At 73.1% G+C, this 15,962-nt stretch carries 22 protein-coding genes and 3 tRNA genes; 6 read left to right on the forward strand and 19 right to left on the reverse strand.

Going from position 1 to position 15,962, the window contains the following annotated elements; translation table 11 throughout:
* The 3 genes from G3T38_RS22810 to rplJ all read right to left on the reverse strand — a co-directional run.
* The coding region (locus G3T38_RS22810) for an ATP-binding cassette domain-containing protein (RefSeq protein WP_338037754.1) at positions 1 to 143 on the reverse strand (143 nt) is incomplete at its 3' end.
* A gap of 171 nt (positions 144 to 314) precedes the next feature.
* Positions 315 to 701, reverse strand: a complete 387-nt coding sequence (gene rplL / locus G3T38_RS17680; RefSeq protein ID WP_163773747.1) for a 50S ribosomal protein L7/L12 — start codon at positions 699 to 701, stop codon at positions 315 to 317.
* Between the two features lie 89 nt (positions 702 to 790).
* Positions 791 to 1,405: a 50S ribosomal protein L10 gene (gene rplJ / locus G3T38_RS17685; RefSeq protein ID WP_163773750.1), complete on the reverse strand. Its 615-nt coding sequence runs from the start codon at positions 1,403 to 1,405 to the stop codon at positions 791 to 793.
* Positions 1,406 to 1,692: 287 nt separating this feature from the next.
* Here rplJ and G3T38_RS17690 point away from each other — a divergent pair, with 287 nt between their 5' ends.
* Positions 1,693 to 3,021, forward strand: coding sequence for a heparan-alpha-glucosaminide N-acetyltransferase domain-containing protein (locus G3T38_RS17690; RefSeq protein WP_206675921.1), 1,329 nt, complete (start codon positions 1,693 to 1,695; stop codon positions 3,019 to 3,021).
* Between the two features lie 40 nt (positions 3,022 to 3,061).
* Here the strand turns inward: G3T38_RS17690 and G3T38_RS22375 are convergent, their stop codons facing one another.
* From G3T38_RS22375 to G3T38_RS17735, 9 genes are all read right to left on the reverse strand, one after another.
* The gene (locus G3T38_RS22375) at positions 3,062 to 3,625 is read right to left on the reverse strand and encodes a hypothetical protein (RefSeq protein ID WP_163773752.1); all 564 of its coding nucleotides are present in this window, start codon (positions 3,623 to 3,625) and stop codon (positions 3,062 to 3,064) included.
* Positions 3,622 to 4,914 carry a hypothetical protein gene (locus tag G3T38_RS17700; RefSeq protein WP_163773755.1) on the reverse strand — a complete coding sequence of 431 codons (1,293 nt, stop codon included), beginning with the start codon at positions 4,912 to 4,914 and terminating at the stop codon, positions 3,622 to 3,624. The genes G3T38_RS22375 and G3T38_RS17700 overlap by 4 nt, the downstream gene beginning before the upstream one ends.
* Complete coding sequence (locus G3T38_RS17705; RefSeq protein ID WP_163773757.1) at positions 4,911 to 5,663, reverse strand: ATP-binding cassette domain-containing protein; 753 nt, start codon at positions 5,661 to 5,663, stop codon at positions 4,911 to 4,913. Before G3T38_RS17705 ends, G3T38_RS17700 begins: the two co-directional genes overlap by 4 nt.
* 7 nt (positions 5,664 to 5,670) lie before the next feature.
* A complete protein-coding gene (locus G3T38_RS17710) occupies positions 5,671 to 6,108 on the reverse strand; it encodes a hypothetical protein (protein ID WP_163773759.1) in 438 nt (145 codons plus the stop codon).
* A gap of 172 nt (positions 6,109 to 6,280) precedes the next feature.
* Complete coding sequence (gene rplA, locus G3T38_RS17715; protein ID WP_163773761.1) at positions 6,281 to 6,994, reverse strand: 50S ribosomal protein L1; 714 nt, start codon at positions 6,992 to 6,994, stop codon at positions 6,281 to 6,283.
* A gap of 104 nt (positions 6,995 to 7,098) precedes the next feature.
* Complete coding sequence (gene rplK, locus G3T38_RS17720) at positions 7,099 to 7,527, reverse strand: 50S ribosomal protein L11 (RefSeq protein ID WP_163773764.1); 429 nt, start codon at positions 7,525 to 7,527, stop codon at positions 7,099 to 7,101.
* A 111-nt stretch (positions 7,528 to 7,638) separates the two neighbouring features.
* The gene (nusG, locus tag G3T38_RS17725) at positions 7,639 to 8,472 is read right to left on the reverse strand and encodes a transcription termination/antitermination protein NusG (RefSeq protein WP_163773869.1); all 834 of its coding nucleotides are present in this window, start codon (positions 8,470 to 8,472) and stop codon (positions 7,639 to 7,641) included.
* Positions 8,473 to 8,513: 41 nt separating this feature from the next.
* Positions 8,514 to 8,780, reverse strand: coding sequence for a preprotein translocase subunit SecE (gene secE, locus G3T38_RS17730; RefSeq protein ID WP_163773766.1), 267 nt, complete (start codon positions 8,778 to 8,780; stop codon positions 8,514 to 8,516).
* Positions 8,781 to 8,848: 68 nt separating this feature from the next.
* Positions 8,849 to 8,921 (reverse strand) — tRNA-Trp (locus G3T38_RS17735).
* Positions 8,922 to 9,078: 157 nt separating this feature from the next.
* On the opposite strand from G3T38_RS17735, the gene G3T38_RS17740 reads away from it, so the two are divergent.
* Together G3T38_RS17740 and G3T38_RS21230 are read left to right on the forward strand one after the other, a co-directional pair.
* The gene (locus G3T38_RS17740) at positions 9,079 to 10,125 is read left to right on the forward strand and encodes an adenosine deaminase (RefSeq protein WP_163773768.1); all 1,047 of its coding nucleotides are present in this window, start codon (positions 9,079 to 9,081) and stop codon (positions 10,123 to 10,125) included.
* Entirely contained in the window at positions 10,122 to 10,673 is a 552-nt protein-coding gene (locus G3T38_RS21230) for a hypothetical protein (protein ID WP_206675922.1), read from the forward strand. The genes G3T38_RS17740 and G3T38_RS21230 overlap by 4 nt, the downstream gene beginning before the upstream one ends.
* Positions 10,674 to 10,698: 25 nt before the next feature.
* Here the strand turns inward: G3T38_RS21230 and G3T38_RS17750 are convergent, their stop codons facing one another.
* The 7 genes from G3T38_RS17750 to G3T38_RS17780 all read right to left on the reverse strand — a co-directional run bounded on the left by G3T38_RS17750 (position 10,699) and on the right by G3T38_RS17780 (position 13,871).
* Positions 10,699 to 11,772, reverse strand: a complete 1,074-nt coding sequence (locus G3T38_RS17750; RefSeq protein WP_420846832.1) for a UDP-N-acetylmuramate dehydrogenase — start codon at positions 11,770 to 11,772, stop codon at positions 10,699 to 10,701.
* Positions 11,765 to 12,187, reverse strand: coding sequence for a MaoC/PaaZ C-terminal domain-containing protein (locus G3T38_RS17755; RefSeq protein WP_460785318.1), 423 nt, complete (start codon positions 12,185 to 12,187; stop codon positions 11,765 to 11,767). Before G3T38_RS17755 ends, G3T38_RS17750 begins: the two co-directional genes overlap by 8 nt.
* Before the next feature lie 2 nt (positions 12,188 to 12,189).
* Positions 12,190 to 12,594 (reverse strand): FAS1-like dehydratase domain-containing protein, encoded by a 405-nt coding sequence (locus G3T38_RS17760; protein WP_163773772.1) that lies wholly within the window; start codon positions 12,592 to 12,594, stop codon positions 12,190 to 12,192.
* A 146-nt stretch (positions 12,595 to 12,740) separates the two neighbouring features.
* A complete protein-coding gene (rpmG, locus tag G3T38_RS21915; RefSeq protein ID WP_163773774.1) occupies positions 12,741 to 12,911 on the reverse strand; it encodes a 50S ribosomal protein L33 in 171 nt (56 codons plus the stop codon).
* Positions 12,912 to 12,946: 35 nt separating this feature from the next.
* Positions 12,947 to 13,023, reverse strand: a tRNA-Met gene (locus G3T38_RS17770).
* Positions 13,024 to 13,079: 56 nt separating this feature from the next.
* Positions 13,080 to 13,152 (reverse strand) — tRNA-Thr (locus tag G3T38_RS17775).
* A 146-nt stretch (positions 13,153 to 13,298) separates the two neighbouring features.
* Entirely contained in the window at positions 13,299 to 13,871 is a 573-nt protein-coding gene (locus G3T38_RS17780; protein ID WP_174268156.1) for a TetR family transcriptional regulator, read from the reverse strand.
* Between the two features lie 92 nt (positions 13,872 to 13,963).
* On the opposite strand from G3T38_RS17780, the gene G3T38_RS17785 reads away from it, so the two are divergent.
* Genes G3T38_RS17785 through G3T38_RS17795 form a run of 3 tightly spaced genes read left to right on the forward strand, consistent with a single transcriptional unit; the run spans position 13,964 to position 15,958 of the window.
* The gene (locus G3T38_RS17785; RefSeq protein ID WP_163773776.1) at positions 13,964 to 14,581 is read left to right on the forward strand and encodes a biotin transporter BioY; all 618 of its coding nucleotides are present in this window, start codon (positions 13,964 to 13,966) and stop codon (positions 14,579 to 14,581) included.
* Positions 14,582 to 14,621: 40 nt separating this feature from the next.
* Complete coding sequence (locus tag G3T38_RS17790; protein ID WP_163773778.1) at positions 14,622 to 15,350, forward strand: ATP-binding cassette domain-containing protein; 729 nt, start codon at positions 14,622 to 14,624, stop codon at positions 15,348 to 15,350.
* A complete protein-coding gene (locus G3T38_RS17795) occupies positions 15,347 to 15,958 on the forward strand; it encodes a CbiQ family ECF transporter T component (RefSeq protein WP_163773780.1) in 612 nt (203 codons plus the stop codon). The genes G3T38_RS17790 and G3T38_RS17795 overlap by 4 nt, the downstream gene beginning before the upstream one ends.
* Positions 15,959 to 15,962: the final 4 nt, after the last annotated feature.

Raw genomic sequence — 15,962 nt, forward strand, 5'->3', positions numbered from 1 at the left:
TTCAGGAACACCGACTTGCCCGTGCCCGAGGGGCCCAGCATCACGCAGATCTCCCCGGCCGGCACCGTGAGCGACACGTCCCGCCAGATCACCTGCTTGCCGAACGACTTGGTCAGCCCGTCGACCTTGATCTCGACACCCATCCGCACTTCTCCCTCGCGTCCCGCCGGACCTACTGGTGGGTCAACTAGCGACGTGCGGAGATGTTACGCGGGTCACCCCCGGCATGCACGAAGGGCGACCATCCCGCAGGATGGCCGCCCTTCGCGGCTGTGTCGGCGTACCGACGGCTCAGGCGTGCGCCCGAGCAGAGGTCACTTGAGCGTGACGGTGGCGCCGGCGCCCTCGAGGGCCTCCTTGGCCTTCTCCGCCGCGTCCTTCGCAACGCCCTCGAGGACGGCCTTGGGGGCCGCCTCGACGAGCTCCTTGGCCTCCTTCAGGCCGAGGGAGGTCAGGGCGCGCACCTCCTTGATGACGTTGATCTTCTTGTCACCGGCGGACTCGAGGACGACGTCGAACTCGTCCTTCTCGGCCTCGGCCTCGGCCGGGGCGGCGCCCGCGCCGCCCGGGGCGGCAACGGCGACCGGAGCGGCGGCGGTGACGCCGAACGTCTCCTCGAACTGCTTCACGAACTCGGAGAGCTCGATGAGCGTGAGCTCCTTGAACGCGTCGAGGAGCTCCTCGGTGCTGAGCTTCGCCATGGTGGCGTCCTTCCTTCTCTGGCCCGTGGTGCTCGACCGGCGGGCCGGGGTTTCTTCAGGTGGTGGTTGCGTCGGTGCTGAGCGGGAGCTCAGGCCTCGGCGGGGGTGTCCTCGTCGGCCTCGGCCGCGGGGACCTCCTCAGCAGCGGCTGCAGCCGGCTCACCGGCACCACCTGCGAGGATCGAGGGGTCGTTCGCCGCCTTCTCCTGCAGCGCGCCCGCGAGGCGAGCGGTCTGCGAGGGGAGGGCGTTGAACGCGTAGAGCGCCTGGGCCATCGTGGCGGTGAGGGCACCGGCCACCTTGGCGAGCAGGACCTCGCGCGACTCGAGATCGGCCAGCTTGGCGATCTCGGCAGCGTCGAGGGCGTTGCCGTCCAGGACACCGCCCTTGATGATCAGGGCGGGGTTCGCCTTGGCAAAGTCACGCAGACCCTTCGCGGCCTCGACGACGTCGCCCGTGATGAAGGCGATGGCGGTGGGGCCGTTCAGGAGGTCGTCGAAGCCCTCGATGCCCACCTCGTGGGCAGCGATCTTGGCCAGCGTGTTCTTGACCACGGCGTAGTTGGCGTTCTCGCCGAGGGAGCGCCGCAGGTTCTGCAGCTCCTTCACGGTGAGACCGCGGTACTCGGTCAGCACAGCACCGGCGGCATCGTTGAACGAGTCAACGATCTCCGCGACGGCTGCTGCCTTCTCTGGCCGCGCCATGGGTCTCCTTCCGAACTACGGTCGTGAGACCGTCCGCGAGAGGCCCGTGAAATGACGAACGCCCCGGGCACAGGGACCGGGGCGTGGACATGACGTGCGCTGCACGTCGGTCTACTCTCCGCTTCCTGCGCTGGCCGTCCGCTGACGCGGAACCCTTCGGTCGCCCCCGCCCTGACGGGCGCGGCACGACAACCGGCGGTCTCTGGTTGCGAGGAGCACACTACGGGGCGGCCGACGCGCGACCAAATCGGGCGCCGCGCGGGTCGCCCGGCCGCTAGCGTGCGCCGGTGACGATCCTGCACCACCGGCTCCGCGACCTGCCCACCCCGCTGCACCGCGCCCGCACCCTCGTGCGTCCCCCACGCCTCACGGCCGTCGACGTGGCACGGGCGATCGCCGTGCTGGGCATGGTCGGCGCCCACGTCGGGTCGACGGGCGAGCCGTCGTGGACCGACCCGTCCAGCTGGGACGGGCTCGTCCACGGCAGGTCCTCGGTGCTCTTCGCGGTGCTCGCGGGCGTCTCCGTCGCCCTCCTGACGGGCCGCACCCACCGGCCCGAGCCCGCGGACCTGCCCGCGCTGCGGCTCTCGCTCGTGGGCCGCGGTGCGGCGATCTTCGTCGTGGGGCTCGTGGTGGAGCTCCTCGGCACCGGGGTGGCGGTGATCCTCACCCTCTACGGGCTGCTGTACGTCGCGGCGCTCCCCTTCCTGCGCTGGCGCGCCTCGCGCCTCCTGGCGGCCGCGCTGGCGCTCGCGGTCGCCGGGCCCCCGCTGCTCGCGGCGCTGCACGCGGTGGCCATCGGCGCCTACGGGCCCGGCATCGACCTCGCGCTCTTCGGCGTCTACCCGATCACGGTGTGGCTGGCCTTCCTGCTCGCCGGCATGGCGCTCGGTCGCTGCGACCTCACGCGGCTCCGCACGGCCCTGCTGGCACTGGCCGTCGGGGCGGCGGTCTCCGCGATCGGCTACGGCACCGCGACCGCCGTCGGACCCGCCCTCGACCGGCTGCAGGAGCGGTCGTGGGCGGAGGAGGAGTCGGGATCGTCGTCGTACTCCCTCCCCGACGACTACGAGTCGGGTGTCCCGGGTGAGGACGTCGACCTCGACGGCCTGGTCTGCGACGTCGACGCCTACGGCGCCTACTGCTACGACCCCGACCCCGAGCCGACGGACCTCGACGACGGTGCCTCCGCCTCCGTCGCGGAGGAGGCGCCGGGGTACCTCGCCCAGGTGCGCGACGCGCACGTCGGCACCGCCGTGCTCGTCGCGCTCGGCTCGGACGACCCGCACTCCGGGGGAACCCTCGAGGTCCTCGGGTCCGGCGGCCTCGCCGTCGGGATCATCGGGCTGCTCCTCCTGGTGGTGCGGCGGGTCGTCCGCTGGCCGTTCCTCCCCCTCGCCGCGCTCGGCTCGATGCCGCTCACGGCGTACGCCGCGCACGTGCTCGCCATCCGCGTCATCGCCGGGACCGACGGCTACCTCGAGAGCAACGCCGTCTGGGGCTGGCTGTCGCTCGGCCTCGTGGTCGGCTGCACGGTCTGGGCGCTGCTGCTCGGTCGCGGCCCGCTCGAGCGGCTCGTCGCCCGGGTCGCACGCGCGACGGCACGGCACGCCTGACCCGACGCCCCGACGCTCCGCCGACCGCCACCGCCGACCGTCATCGGCGGCCCGTGCGCAGCACGTACGTCCCCACCCCCAGGACGACGAGGAGCTGGGCCGCGAGGAGCGCGAGGGGACGCTGCCCCAGGTCGGCGAGTGCCCGTCCGGGCCCGGTGGAGGCGAGCACGAGCACGTGCCCCACGGCCGCGAGGAGCACCGGCAACCAGCAGTAGCGCCCGACGACCGCCGCGGCGACGAGCAGGAGACCGGTGAAGCCGGCCGTGGCGAGCGCGACGTGGCGCGGGTCGATGACCAGCACCGCGCCCAGCAGTCCGCCGTGGGCGACGACCACCGCGACCGACGCCCGGAGCAGCTGCACCCGCCGCCCGCCGCGCGGGGTCGCCCGCTCGGCGTCGGTCAGCGGGGCGGCCACCACTCCCCCGGCCGCGAGGGCGCTCACGGCCGGGAGGTAGGTCCACAGCGGCAGCCGTGCGTCCGCCACCGGCAGCGGCACGAGGGCGTCGGCCCAGACGAGGACCGCCACGACCAGGACGCCGGCGGCCCCGGTCGCCGGCAGCACGGACCACCGCCGGGCGAACAGGCCGAGCGCCGACGCCCTCACCCCGCCGGGGCGACCGGCGGGGTGAGCCGGTCGAGCTCGCAGGAGCGCAGCTGCTCGTAGGTCGTGCGGACCCACGACTCCTGCTCCTCCAGCGGGGCCGCGAGCCACGGCCCGAACCCCGCCGTGCGGAAGTCCGCGGGATCGGCGAGGCCGTTGCGCACCAGGAGCCAGACCCGCAGCACTTCGCGCGTCTCGTGGACGATCGCCGGCGGCGGCCCCGAGGGATCGGAGTAGGCCGCGCAGGGTGCCGGGGTGCTCAGGTAGACCGCCACCTCCTGCGGATCCCCCGCGGGGCGGGTGAGCCGACCGGTGTCGAGCGGCGCGAAGCTGCCCTCGGCGAGGTCACGACGCTGCCCCGGCACCTCCAGCCGGTACGTCGCGGGCACCGTCGCCCCCGCCGCCACCAGGGGCTCCGCCAGCTCGTGCATCTCCGCGGCGAGCCAGTCGAGCTGGCGGGGACTCTCCCGCGGGAGGCACACCCGGGGCTCCGTGCCGGCACACGTCCACGCCACCGGACGGTCGTCGATCACGACCTGGTCGGGGTCGGTGACGACGAGGACCGCCGCCACCGCCACCGCGCCCGCGGTGCCGGCGCCGAGCACCGGTCCGGCGACGCGGCGACGCACGACGCCGTCCCGCAGCGTGTACGCCGCGAGCACCGCCACCGTCAGGAACAGGTGGAAGCCCACCAGGGCGACGAAGGCCGACGTCGCGGCGCGCAGCCCGACCATGCCGTTCGCGCCACCGATGACCGCGAAGAGCGCCGGGACGTCCAGGCTGAGGGCGAGCAGCGCGAGGCCGTAGAGCCCGGCCGCGGCCAGCGGTGCCGCCAGCACCGACCCCCAGAGGAGGCCCACGAGCGCGCCGACCGCCGCCGACCCCACGAGCACGGCGCCCCCACCGAGCACCAGGAGGAGAGCGGAGCCGGGCGACGCGACGTACCCCACCCCCACGGCCACGTTCGCCGCGTAGCCCGCCGCCTGCACGACGAGCAGGACGGCGACACCGACGGCGGCGTTGGCCAGCACCACGTGCCACCGCGCGACCGCGCTCCGGGGCAGCGCACGCAACGTGGCGGTGAGCTGCTCCTCGTTCCAGCGGGCCGCGTCCATGGCGGCGAGCCCGGCGACCACCGGCCCCAGGATGATGACGCTGCCCGCGATGCGGGCCACCGTCCAGGACGGCTCGCCGAGCCACGGCGTGCCCCGCGAGAGGACGACACCGGCGGCCACGACGAGCAGCAGCGGCAGCAGCCGCGCCGCGGCGCACCGGCGGAGCGCCGGGATCACGCGCCCACCACCAGACCGAGGAACCCGCGCTCCAGCCGCCCTCCGACTGTTCCTGCGCCACCGCCACCGTCGCCGACGGTCGCGGCGAGCTCCGCCGTCGGGCCGTCGAAGCGCACGCGGCCCCCGTGGAGCACGACGAGGTGATGGGCCACGTACTCCACGTCCTCGACGATGTGCGTCGCGAGGAGGACCGCCCGGTCGGCACCCAGCCGCTGCACGAGGGCCCGCAGCTCGGCCCGCTGGTGCGGGTCGAGGCCGGTGGTGGGCTCGTCCAGGAGCAGCACCTGCGGGTCGGTGAGCAGCGCCTGCGCGATGGACGCACGCTGTCGCATGCCGCCCGACAGGGTGCTCAGCCGCGCGGAGGCACGATCGGTGAGGTCGACCGCTGCCAGCGCCCGGCCGACGGCGTCGGGCCGGTCGCGGCGGGGCACCGCCTTGAGCCAGCACAGGTGCAGGAGGTAGTCCGCGACCGAGAAGGCCGGCGGGGCCTCGAGGTGCTGCGGCACGTAGCCCAGCAGGCGGAGCGCCGAGGGGCGGGAGGAGGCGGCATAGGGGTCGTGACCCCCGATCCGCACGTTGCCGCCGCGCGGAGCGGCGACCCCCGCGAGCGCCCGCAGCAGGGTCGACTTGCCCGCGCCGTTGACACCGAGGAGACCGGTGATGCCGGTGCCGACGGAGAGGGTGACCCCGTCGAGCACCGGCCGTCCCTGGTGGGCGACCAGGATCCCCTCGCCGACGACCAGCTGCACCCCGACCTCAGTAGTTGAAGGTGCGGGTGGACGCCTCCGAACAGCCGTCGGGAGCCCAGTTGCGGTCCTCGCAGACCTTGATGACGCCGCGTGCCGAGGTGCCCTCCGGGTGCAGGTTGCGCGTCACCGTCTTGTACTGCCAGTCACGCGAGCCGGTGCGCTCCGTCTGGCCACGGCCACCGGACTGGTAGCCCGGGCCCGCCCCGCCGTCGTAGAAGAAGTAGAACTGCGTCTCCACGTAGATCCCGCCTCCGCCGTTGCTGTCCCGGCGGTGGGAGGAGTTGGCCGCGTAGATGCCGCGGTTGTCGTAGAAGTTGCCGTAGCCCTGACCACCGCCGGGGCTCTTCAGCGGGGAGCTCTTGCTCCCCCAGTAGGCGCCCATCGCCGGCTGCGCGGCTCCGACGATGGCGATGGCGGCGCAGATGGTCAGGACGAGACGCGTCAACCTGTTCATGGTGGTTACCCCCGAGGTGTGGATGGATCGAACAGGTCGACCCTACCGCAGATTCCCATCTATAGGTGGTCATCCTCCACAACTTCTTCGCGAAATGCCGACGAGCCGGCACCCGCGCCCGGAGGCGCGAGTGCCGGCTCGTGCCAGCGGGGTGGGAGGAGGCTCAGGCCTCGTCGTCCACCGCGACGTTCTTGACCCGGTTCGGGTCGACCTGGATGCCGGGGCCCATGGTCGTCGAGAACGTGACCTTCTTGATGTAGCGGCCCTTGGACGCCGACGGCTTGAGCCGCAGCACCTCCTCGAGCGCGGAGGCGTAGTTCTCCGCGAGCTGCTGCTCGGTGAAGGACGCCTTGCCGATGATGAAGTGCAGGTTCGAGTGGCGGTCGACGCGGAACTCGATCTTGCCGCCCTTGATGTCGGTGACGGCCTTGGCCACGTCGGGCGTCACGGTGCCCGTCTTCGGGTTCGGCATGAGGCCGCGGGGACCGAGCACGCGGCCGAGGCGACCGACCTTGCCCATCATGTCCGGCGTCGCGACGACGGCGTCGAAGTCGAGCCAGCCGCCGTTGACCTTCTCGATCAGCTCGTCGCCACCGACGTGGTCGGCACCGGCCTCACGGGCCGCCTCGGCCTTGTCCGCGTTCGCGAACACGAGGACGCGGGCGGTCTTGCCCGTGCCGTGGGGGAGGTTGACGGTGCCGCGCACCATCTGGTCGGCCTTGCGGGGGTCGACGCCGAGGCGCATGACCACGTCGACGGTCTCGTCGAACTTCTTCTTGCTGACCGACTTGGCGACGGTGATGGCCTTGAGGGGGCTGTGCAGCTCGTCGGCGTCGAACGCCTCGGTGGCCGCGCGGTAGGTCTTGCTGCGCTGCATGTCTGGTTCTCTTTCCTGCCAGGTGTGGTCGTGTGAGCCAGCGCGGCTCTGCCACGGGTGCGGTGGGGGCCGGGTGCTGCCCGCGGGGCAGCGCGACGGCGTGGTCAGTCGGTCGTGATGCCCATCGAGCGAGCCGTGCCCTCGACGATCTTCATCGCGGCGTCGATGTCGTTCGCGTTGAGGTCGGGCAGCTTGGTCGTGGCGATCTCGCGGACCTGGTCCTTGGACAGGTGCGCGACCTTGTCCTTGTGGGGGACGCTCGAGCCCTTCTTGACGCCCGCGGCCTTCTTGATCAGCTCGGCGGCCGGCGGCGTCTTCGTGATGAAGGTGAACGACCGGTCCTCGTAGATCGTGATCTCGACGGGGACGACGTTGCCGCGCATGGACTCCGTCTGGGCGTTGTACGCCTTGCAGAACTCCATGATGTTCACACCGTGCGGGCCGAGCGCGGTACCGACCGGCGGGGCCGGCGTCGCGGCACCGGCCTGCAGCTGCACCTTGACGAGCGCAGCGATCTTCTTCTTCGGAGGCATGTCCTGGATCCTCTTTCTGTTCTCGTGGTCATGACGAGCGCGCCCTCAGCGAGGACGCGCTCTGCCACCTGTGTTGCGGGCTCCGGCCGGAACCAGCAGGTCGACTCCGGGTCAGACCTTCTGGATCTGGCTGAAGCTCAGCTCGACCGGGGTCTCCCGGCCGAAGATCTCGACGAGGGCCTTGACCCTCTGCGACTCGGCGTTGATCTCGGTGATCGTCGCGTGCAGCGTCGCGAACGGGCCGTCCACGACCATGACCGAGTCGGCCACGCCGAAGTCGGCGACCTCGACCGGGGTCTTGGCCGCGGTGGTGCCGGCCGGCGCGGGCTGGCCCGCGGCCTGCGCGTCGGCGACGGCCTTGGCCTCGACGGCGGGCGCGAGCATGCTCTCCACCTCGGAGAGGCTCAGCGGCACCGGCGAGTTGCTGTGACCGACGAACCCGGTCACCGACGGCGTGTGGCGCACGGCCGACCACGACTCGTCGGTGAGGTCCATGCGGACGAGGACGTAGCCGGGGAGGACCGTGCGACGGACGAGCTTGCGCTGCCCGTTCTTGATCTCCGCGACCTCCTCGGTGGGGACCACGATCTCGTGGATGTAGTCCTCCATGTTGAGGGAGACGGCACGGTTCTCCAGGTTGGCCTTGACCCGGTTCTCCATGCCCGCGTACGTGTGCACGACGTACCAGTCGCCCGGCTTCGCCCACAGCTCGCGACGGAACTGCTCGAGCGGGTCCTCCTCCTCGGCGGCCTCCTCGGCCTCCTCGGCGGACGGCTCCCCGGGCTCCTCCGAGCCCTCCGGGTCCTCGACGGACGTGTCGGACGACTCCTCGGACTCCTCGTCGACGGCGTCCGCCTCGAGGGCGTCGTCGGCCGTCTCCGTGAGGTCGGCCGAGGTCTCCTCGGCGTCGAGGGCGTCGTACTGCTCCGGCACGTTGTGCTCCATCATCTGCTGGACTGCTGGTCGGGGGACGGGCGGCGAGGCCGTCAGTCGCCGCTCGTGGTCGTGAAGACCTCGAACGCGAGCTTGCCGAACGCCAGGTCGAGCAGCGACACGATCGCGATCATCACGACCACGAACACGAGCACGACGGCGAAGTAGGTGACGAGCTGCGACTGGGTGGGCCAGACCACCTTGCGGAGCTCGGCGACGACCTGCTTGTAGAAGGTCAGGGGACCGGTGCGAACGGCCTTGTCCTCACCACCGGGGGCGTCGTCGTCCTTCGAGCTCCGCACCGCGCGGGAGTCCGACACGCTGTCCACCCTTCGTCGCTTGATCGAGGCCCGTGGTGCCGATGATCGGCACCACGGGATCTGTCTCGCAGGGCACGAGGGACTTGAACCCCCAACCTTCGGTTTTGGAGACCGATGCTCTGCCAGTTGAGCTAGTGCCCTTCGGCGCTCCGTCCCGTGAACGATCCCGGAACCCGGGCGCGCTCCACCACGGGGTGGACCACCAGCCGACGAGTGTACGGGTAGGTGTGGATCAACGTCCAAATGCTCCGCACCACGCCCGGCCGCTGCGCCGAGGTGCCGACACTACGGTGTCCCCATGGCCGACGTCGTACCCCGCCCCCTGGACGCGCTGCCGAAGGCGCACCTGCACCTGCACTTCACGGGGTCCATGCGGCACGGCACGCTGCTCGAGCTGGCGGCCCGCGACGGGATCCGCCTGCCGGACGCGCTCGTCAGCGACTGGCCCCCGCGCCTCGCGGCCGACGACGAGAAGGGTTGGTTCCGCTTCCAGCGCTTGTACGACGTGGCCCGGTCGGTGCTCCGCACGCCCGAGGACGTCCGGCGGCTCGTGCGCGAGGCCGCCGAGGACGACGTGCGCGACGGGGGTCGGTGGCTGGAGATCCAGGTCGACCCCAGCGGGTACGGCGCGCGCTTCGGCGGGATGACCGCCTTCACCGACCTCGTGCTCGACGCCGTGGCCGACGCGTCCCGGACCACCGGGCTCGGCATGGCGGTCGTGGTCGCCGCGAACCGCACCCGCCACCCCCTCGACGCCCGGGCGCTGGCACGCCTCGCGGCGCAGTACGCCGGGCGCGGCGTGGTCGGGTTCGGGTTGTCGAACGACGAGCGGCGGGGCACCACGTCCGACTTCGCCCGCGCCTTCGAGATCGCCCGGCGCGCGGACCTCGCCCTCGTGCCGCACGGCGGCGAGCTCCTGGGCCCCGACTCCGTCACCCAGGTGCTCGACCACCTCGGGGCGGACCGCATCGGCCACGGCGTGCGCTCCGCCGACGACCCGCGGGTGCTCGACCGTGTCGTCGCCGCCGGGGTGGCGTTGGAGGTCTGCCCGACCTCGAACGTCTCGCTCGGCGTGTTCGGGGACCTCACCTCGGTGCCGCTCCCCACCCTGCTCGCCGCCGGTGCGACCGTCGCTCTGGGGGCCGACGACCCGCTCCTCTTCGGCTCCCGGCTGGCCGGGCAGTACGCCACGATGCGGGCCGCGCACGGCCTCGACGACGCGACCCTCGCCGAGCTCGCCCGGATGTCGTTCCGAGCCGCCCGGATGCCCGAGCACCTGCGCGCCGCGTGTCTCGCCGATGTCGACGCATGGCTCGACTCCCCCGTGGAACACTGGACGCCGTGACCGACGAACCGCAGCGCCCGTCGCTGGACAAGAACCCCGACCCCGAGCCGACCCCCGGTGCGGGCTCGTGGGGCCCTCCCCCGGCGCAGCAGCAGCCCTACGCCCAGGACTACCCGCAGACGCCGTTCCCGCAGGCCGGCCAGGCCCAGGGCCAGCAGCCGTACGGACAGCCCTACGGGCAGCAGCCGTACGGCGCGTACGGGGGCGGACCCGCGCCGTACCAGCCGTCGCCGACCCCCATCCCGGCCCACCTGCTGCCGGCACCGGACCACCCGAAGGCGATGACCGCGATGATCCTCGGCGCGGTCGGCCTGTTCGCCGGCCTGTCCTTCGCGGGCGTCGGCTTCCTGCTCTCGCCGTTCGCCTGGGCGATCGGGTCCGGCGCCCTCAAGGAGATCGAGGCGTCCGAGGGCCGGGTCGGCGGGGCGTCCGCGGCGCGCGCCGGCAAGATCATGGGCATCGTCGGCACCGTGCTGCTCGGGCTCGGCCTGCTGGCACTGGCCGGCATCATCGTGGCGATCTTCGCGACCGCGTCGACGTCCCCCTGATCCGACTGCGCCGGGAGCGGTCCGCTCAGAGCGCGCAGCCGACGGTGACCGGCTCGTTGACCAGCCGCACGCCGTAGGCGCGCTCGACCCCGTCGCGCACGGCACGGGCGAGCGCCAGCAGCTCCTCGGTCGTCGCTCCCCCGCGGTTCGTCAGGGCGAGCGGGTGCTTCGTCGACAGGCTGACGGCGGCGTCGGCGGCGAGGGCGTACCCCTTGCCGAACCCCGCGTGGTCGATCAGCCACGCGGCGCTCGTCTTCACGGAGCCGTCCGGCTGCGGGAACCGAGGCGCGTCGGGCGGCAGCGTCGCGGCGGCGTCGCCGTCCAGCACCGGGTTCGTGAAGAACGAGCCCGCGCTCCAGGTGTCGTGGTCGTCGGCGTCCAGCACCATGCCCTTGCCCGCCCGCAACCCGAGGACCGCCTCCCGCACGTCCGCGAGCGGCGCCCGCTCCCCCACCGCGACGCCGAGCGTGCGCGCGAGCTCGGCGTACCGGACGGGCGCCCCGAGCGCCTCGGGGCCACCGACGCCGAGCTGGAAGGTCACCTCGAGCACGACGTACCGGTCGGGCTCGGCCTTGAACCGGCTGTGCCGGTAGCCGAAGCCGCAGTCGACCGCCGCGAAGGTGCGCTGCGCGCCCGCCGCGCGGTCCCAGGTGCGGACGCTCGCGATCGTGTCGGCGACCTCCTGGCCGTAGGCGCCGACGTTCTGGATCGGTGTCGACCCCACCGCCCCCGGGATGCCGGAGAGCGCCTCCACCCCCACCCAGCCGCGCTCGACGGTCCGGGCGACGAACGGGTCCCACGGCTCGCCCGCGGCGACCGTGACGAGCACACCACCGCAGGTGGGGTCGTCGGAGCCGTGGTCGGCGTGCACGCCGGTGGTCGCCACGTGCACGACGGTGCCGGGGAAGCCCGCGTCGGCGACCACGAGGTTCGAGCCGCCCGCCACGAGCAGGAGCGGTTCGCCCGCCGCGTCGGCCCCCGCCACGGCGGCGACGAGGTCCGCCTCGGTCGTCGCCGCGACGTACCGGCCCGCGGGCCCGCCCAGCCGCAGCGTCGTGAGGTCGGCCAGCCGCACCACCGCTGCCCGTTCGTCAGGCACGCACGACCGCCCGGGGGTTGCCGAGCACCTTCGTGCCGCCGGCGGTGACCTCGAGCGCGAGCGTGACCAGGTCGCCGTCGACGGCCTTCACGGTGCCCGCCACCACCAGCTCGATGCCGGTGTCGTCGTCGGGCACGACGACGGGGTTGGTGAACTTGGCGCCGAGCTCGACGACCTGCGCCGGCGCGCCGTCGGACCAGTCCGCGGTCCACTCCGCCACGGCACGGGCGGCCAGCGCCTGCGTGAGCATGCCGTGGGCGATGACGCCGGGCAGGCCGACGGCCGTCGCCACGCGGTCCGACCAGTGGATGGGGTTGAAGTCACCGCTCGCGCCGGCGTACCGCACGAGGGTGGCCCGGGTGACCGGGTAGGTGCGGGTCTCCAGGACGGTGCCCGCCTCGATGCCGCTCGGGATGCTCACGCGGTGCCTCCTCGGTGGACGAGGACGGCGCTGGTCGAGCAGACCAGGGCGCCGTCGGCGTCGGTGACGTCGCTGCGGGTGCCGATGATGTCGTTGCCGCCGATCTGGCGCAGGGACGCCACGGTCAGGGCCGTCGTCAGCACGTCCCCGGTGCGGATCGGGCGCTCGTAGGCGAACTTCTGCTCGCCGTGCACGATCCGGCTCAGGTCGACGCCCACGGCGTCGAGGAAGTCGTTCATGGCGGCGAACGCGAGCACGATCGGGAAGGTCGCCGGCACGGGACCGTCCGCGGCGTACGGCGTGCCGGTGGCCCGCGCGAACTCGGTGACCTTCTCGTGGCTCACCCGGTAGGGCGGCGTCGCGGGGAACGTCCGTCCCACCAGCGTGCTGTCGAGGCTCATGAAACGAACGCTAGCGGTTACCGGTGCGTCGGCCGGGGTCGGCCGGGTGGCTGGGGTCCGCTCGGGCGCACGACCCCACCGGAAAGACGAACGGCCCACCCGACACGCTCGGGTGGGCCGTTCGGCCGTGCTGGGTGCGGTCCGCGTCAGCGGGTCTCGCGGTGCGCCGTGTGCGTCCGGCAGCGCGGGCAGAACTTCGCCAGCTCCATGCGGTCGGGGTCGTTGCGGCGGTTCTTCTTGGTGATGTAGTTGCGCTCCTTGCAGTCCACGCAGGCGAGCGTGATCTTCGGGCGAACGTCAGAGCTCTTGCTGGCCACGGTGATTCCTTGTCGTTGGATGCTGCGAGTCGTGCTGGTAGCGGGGGCGGGTATCGAACCCGCGACCTCACGATTATGAGTCGTGCGCTCTAACCGTCTGAGCTACCCCGCCATTCCGGGAGCGGGCCCGACCCCGGTCTGACGACCGGTGCCGGGCCCGTTTCCCCGAGCCCCTTTACGGAATCGAACCGTAGACCTTCTCCTTACCATGGAGACGCTCTGCCGACTGAGCTAAAGGGGCAAGCGACGAGGAAGCATACACATCCTCGACACGCACGAGAAATCGGGCCGGAACCCGCCTCCTCCGTGGCTGCGGGGCAACCTTACGGCGTCCCTCCCGCCCCCTCGACAGGGGGTCCGCAGCACTCCTCGGCGGTGCCGGGAGCGCTACGCCCGCACCCGCGCCCGCAGGCCGTCGAGGATGATCCCGAGGCCGACGGCGAAGTCGGCGCCGCCCCGGGGCAGGTCGTCGATCGCCCCGGCGCTCGCCGCCTGGAGCTGGGCCTGCTCGTCGGTGGCGTGCCCGAACACGAAGTGGAGCAGCGTGCGCGCGCCGATCTCCGGCAGGTCCCCCCGCTCCGCGGAGGGGGCGAGGTGCAGCGCGGCGACGAGGGCCTCGTACGGCGTCGACGCCCCGAGGCCGAACGACCACACGGTGGCCACGAGCTCCGCCCCGTCGCGGTAGGCCAGCGTGGCGTCGCGGACCCAGGCACAGATGCCGGCCACCTGCTCGTCCCAGGGCGCTCCGGGGTCGGCGGGCAGGTGCGTGCGCGCCAGGATCTCGTCGGCGACCGCCGCCAGGAGCGCCTGCTTGCTCGGGAAGTGGTGGTAGAGCGCGCTCGGCTGCACCCCCAGCTCCGTGCCGAGACGACGCATCGAGAGGTCGGCGAGTCCGAACCGGTCGAGCACCTCGACCGCGCGGGCCACGACCGTCTCGCGGTGGTAGCGCACTGCTGCCATCTCTCCCCCTCGGTTGACCGGACTGCGGGTCGACCCTAACCTGAACGCCGTTCACCTGGCCACGGGCCGGGTCAGGAGCCCAGGAGCACGCCATGACGACCGACGCCGCGACGAACGCCGACGCGACCCACGAGCCCACCCGGTCCCCGCGGGTCTCCGCGACCGACCTCGCGCTCATCGCGGCGTTCGCCGCGCTCATCTCGGCCCTCACCTACCTCGGCGCGATCCCCGTCGGCGGCGCCGGCGTCCCGGTCACGCTCCAGACGTTCGGCGTGATGCTCGCCGGCTGCCTGCTCGGCCCCGTCCGCGGCCTCCTGGCCGTGCTGCTCTACCTGGGCCTCGGCTTCGTGGGGCTGCCCGTCTTCGCCGAGCACACCGCCGGCGTCGGCGTGCTGTCGCAGCCCAGCGCGGGCTACCTGCTGTCCTTCCCGCTGGCGGCGCTCGTCGGCGGCCTCATGGTGAAGTACGCCGCGGGCAACGCCGGCAAGACCCGCGCCCTCGTCGTGTTCGCGTGCTCGCTCACCGCGAGCGTCCTCGTCATCCACCCGATGGGCATCGTCGGGCTCATGGTCCACCTCGACATGACCTTCACCGCGGCCCTCAAGATCGACGTGCTCTACTGGCTCGGCGACCTGCTGAAGACGACGCTGGTCGCGCTCATCGCCGCCGAGGTGCACCGGGCCTTCCCGCGCCTCCTCCGCGGCCGCTGACGAACGGTCCGACGACGAGGCTGACGAGGGAGCGAGCGCGGTGGCGTTGATCCGGCTCGACGCCGCGGGCGTCACGGTGCCGGGCCCGCCCGCCGAGCGCACCATCCTCGCGCCGACGACGCTCGAGCTCGCCGAGCGGCGCATCGGCGTCGTCGGGGGCAACGGGTCGGGCAAGTCGACGCTCGTCCGGCTCCTCAACGGCCTCGTCACGCCCACCACGGGGCGGGTGCTCCTCGACGACGTCGACGTCGCCCGTCGCGGCGCGGCGGTGCGGCGCCGCGTCGGGTTCTGCTTCACGGACCCCTCGGCGCAGCTCGTGATGCCGACCTGCGTCGAGGACGTCGAGCTGTCGCTGCGGCGCACGGTCCGCGACCGCGCGACCCGGCGGGCGGCGGCGATCGACGTGCTCGACCGCTTCGGGCTGGCCCACCTGGCCGACGTCAGCGTGCACGCGCTCTCCGGCGGGCAACGCCAGCTGCTCGCCCTCGCCGGCGTGCTCGCCACGGAACCGGACGTGCTCGTCACCGACGAGCCGACCACCCTGCTCGACCTCCGCAACACCCGCCTGGTCGCGGCGACCCTGTTCGACCTCGACGTCCAGCTGGTGCTGGTGACCCACGACCTCGAGCTCGCCGCCCGCTGCGAGCGCGTGCTCGTGGTGGCGGACGGTGCCGTCGTGGCCGACGGCCCCGCGGAGGCCTCGATCGCGGCGTACGTCGCGTCCGTCGAGGCGGGCGGCCCGGCCGGCGCGGGCGGGTCGGGCCGGTGAGCCGCGGGATCGCCGTCGGGCTCTACCAGCCGGGGACGACGCCGCTGCACCGCCTGCCCCCGGGGCCGAAGGTGGTGGGCCTGGCGGTCGCCAGCGTCACCATCGTCGCGGTCCGCAGCATGCCGGCGTCCTTCGTGTTCCTGGCGCTCGCGCTGGGGCTGGCGCTCCTCACGGGGGTCAGCCTGCGCCTGCTGGTGCGCAGCACGCGCCCCGTGCTGATCGCCGCGCTGGTCGTGGGCGCCTTCCAGTGGTGGTTCTACGGGCGGGACAAGGCGATCGAGACGCTGGTCGACCTCGTCGCGCTCGCCGTGCTCGCCCTCTGCCTGACGGCGAGCACGCCCGTCAACGCCATGCTCGACGCCCTCGTGCGCTGGCTCGGCCCGTTCCGCCGCGTCGGCGTCGCACCGGAGCGGGTCTCGCTCGCGTTCGCGCTCGCCATCGCCGCCCTGCCGGGCATGGTCGAGCTCGCGCTGGAGACGCGCGATGCCGCCCGGGCCCGGGGGCTCGGACGGCATCCGCGCAGCTATCTGACGCCGTTCGTGGTGCGGGTCGTCAGCCGCGCCCAGGAGACGGGCGACGCGCTCCAGGCCCGCGGTCTCGGCGACTGAGGGC

Source organism: Nocardioides zeae (assembly GCF_010686755.1).
GTDB classification, from domain to species: Bacteria; Actinomycetota; Actinomycetes; order Propionibacteriales; family Nocardioidaceae; genus Nocardioides; species Nocardioides zeae.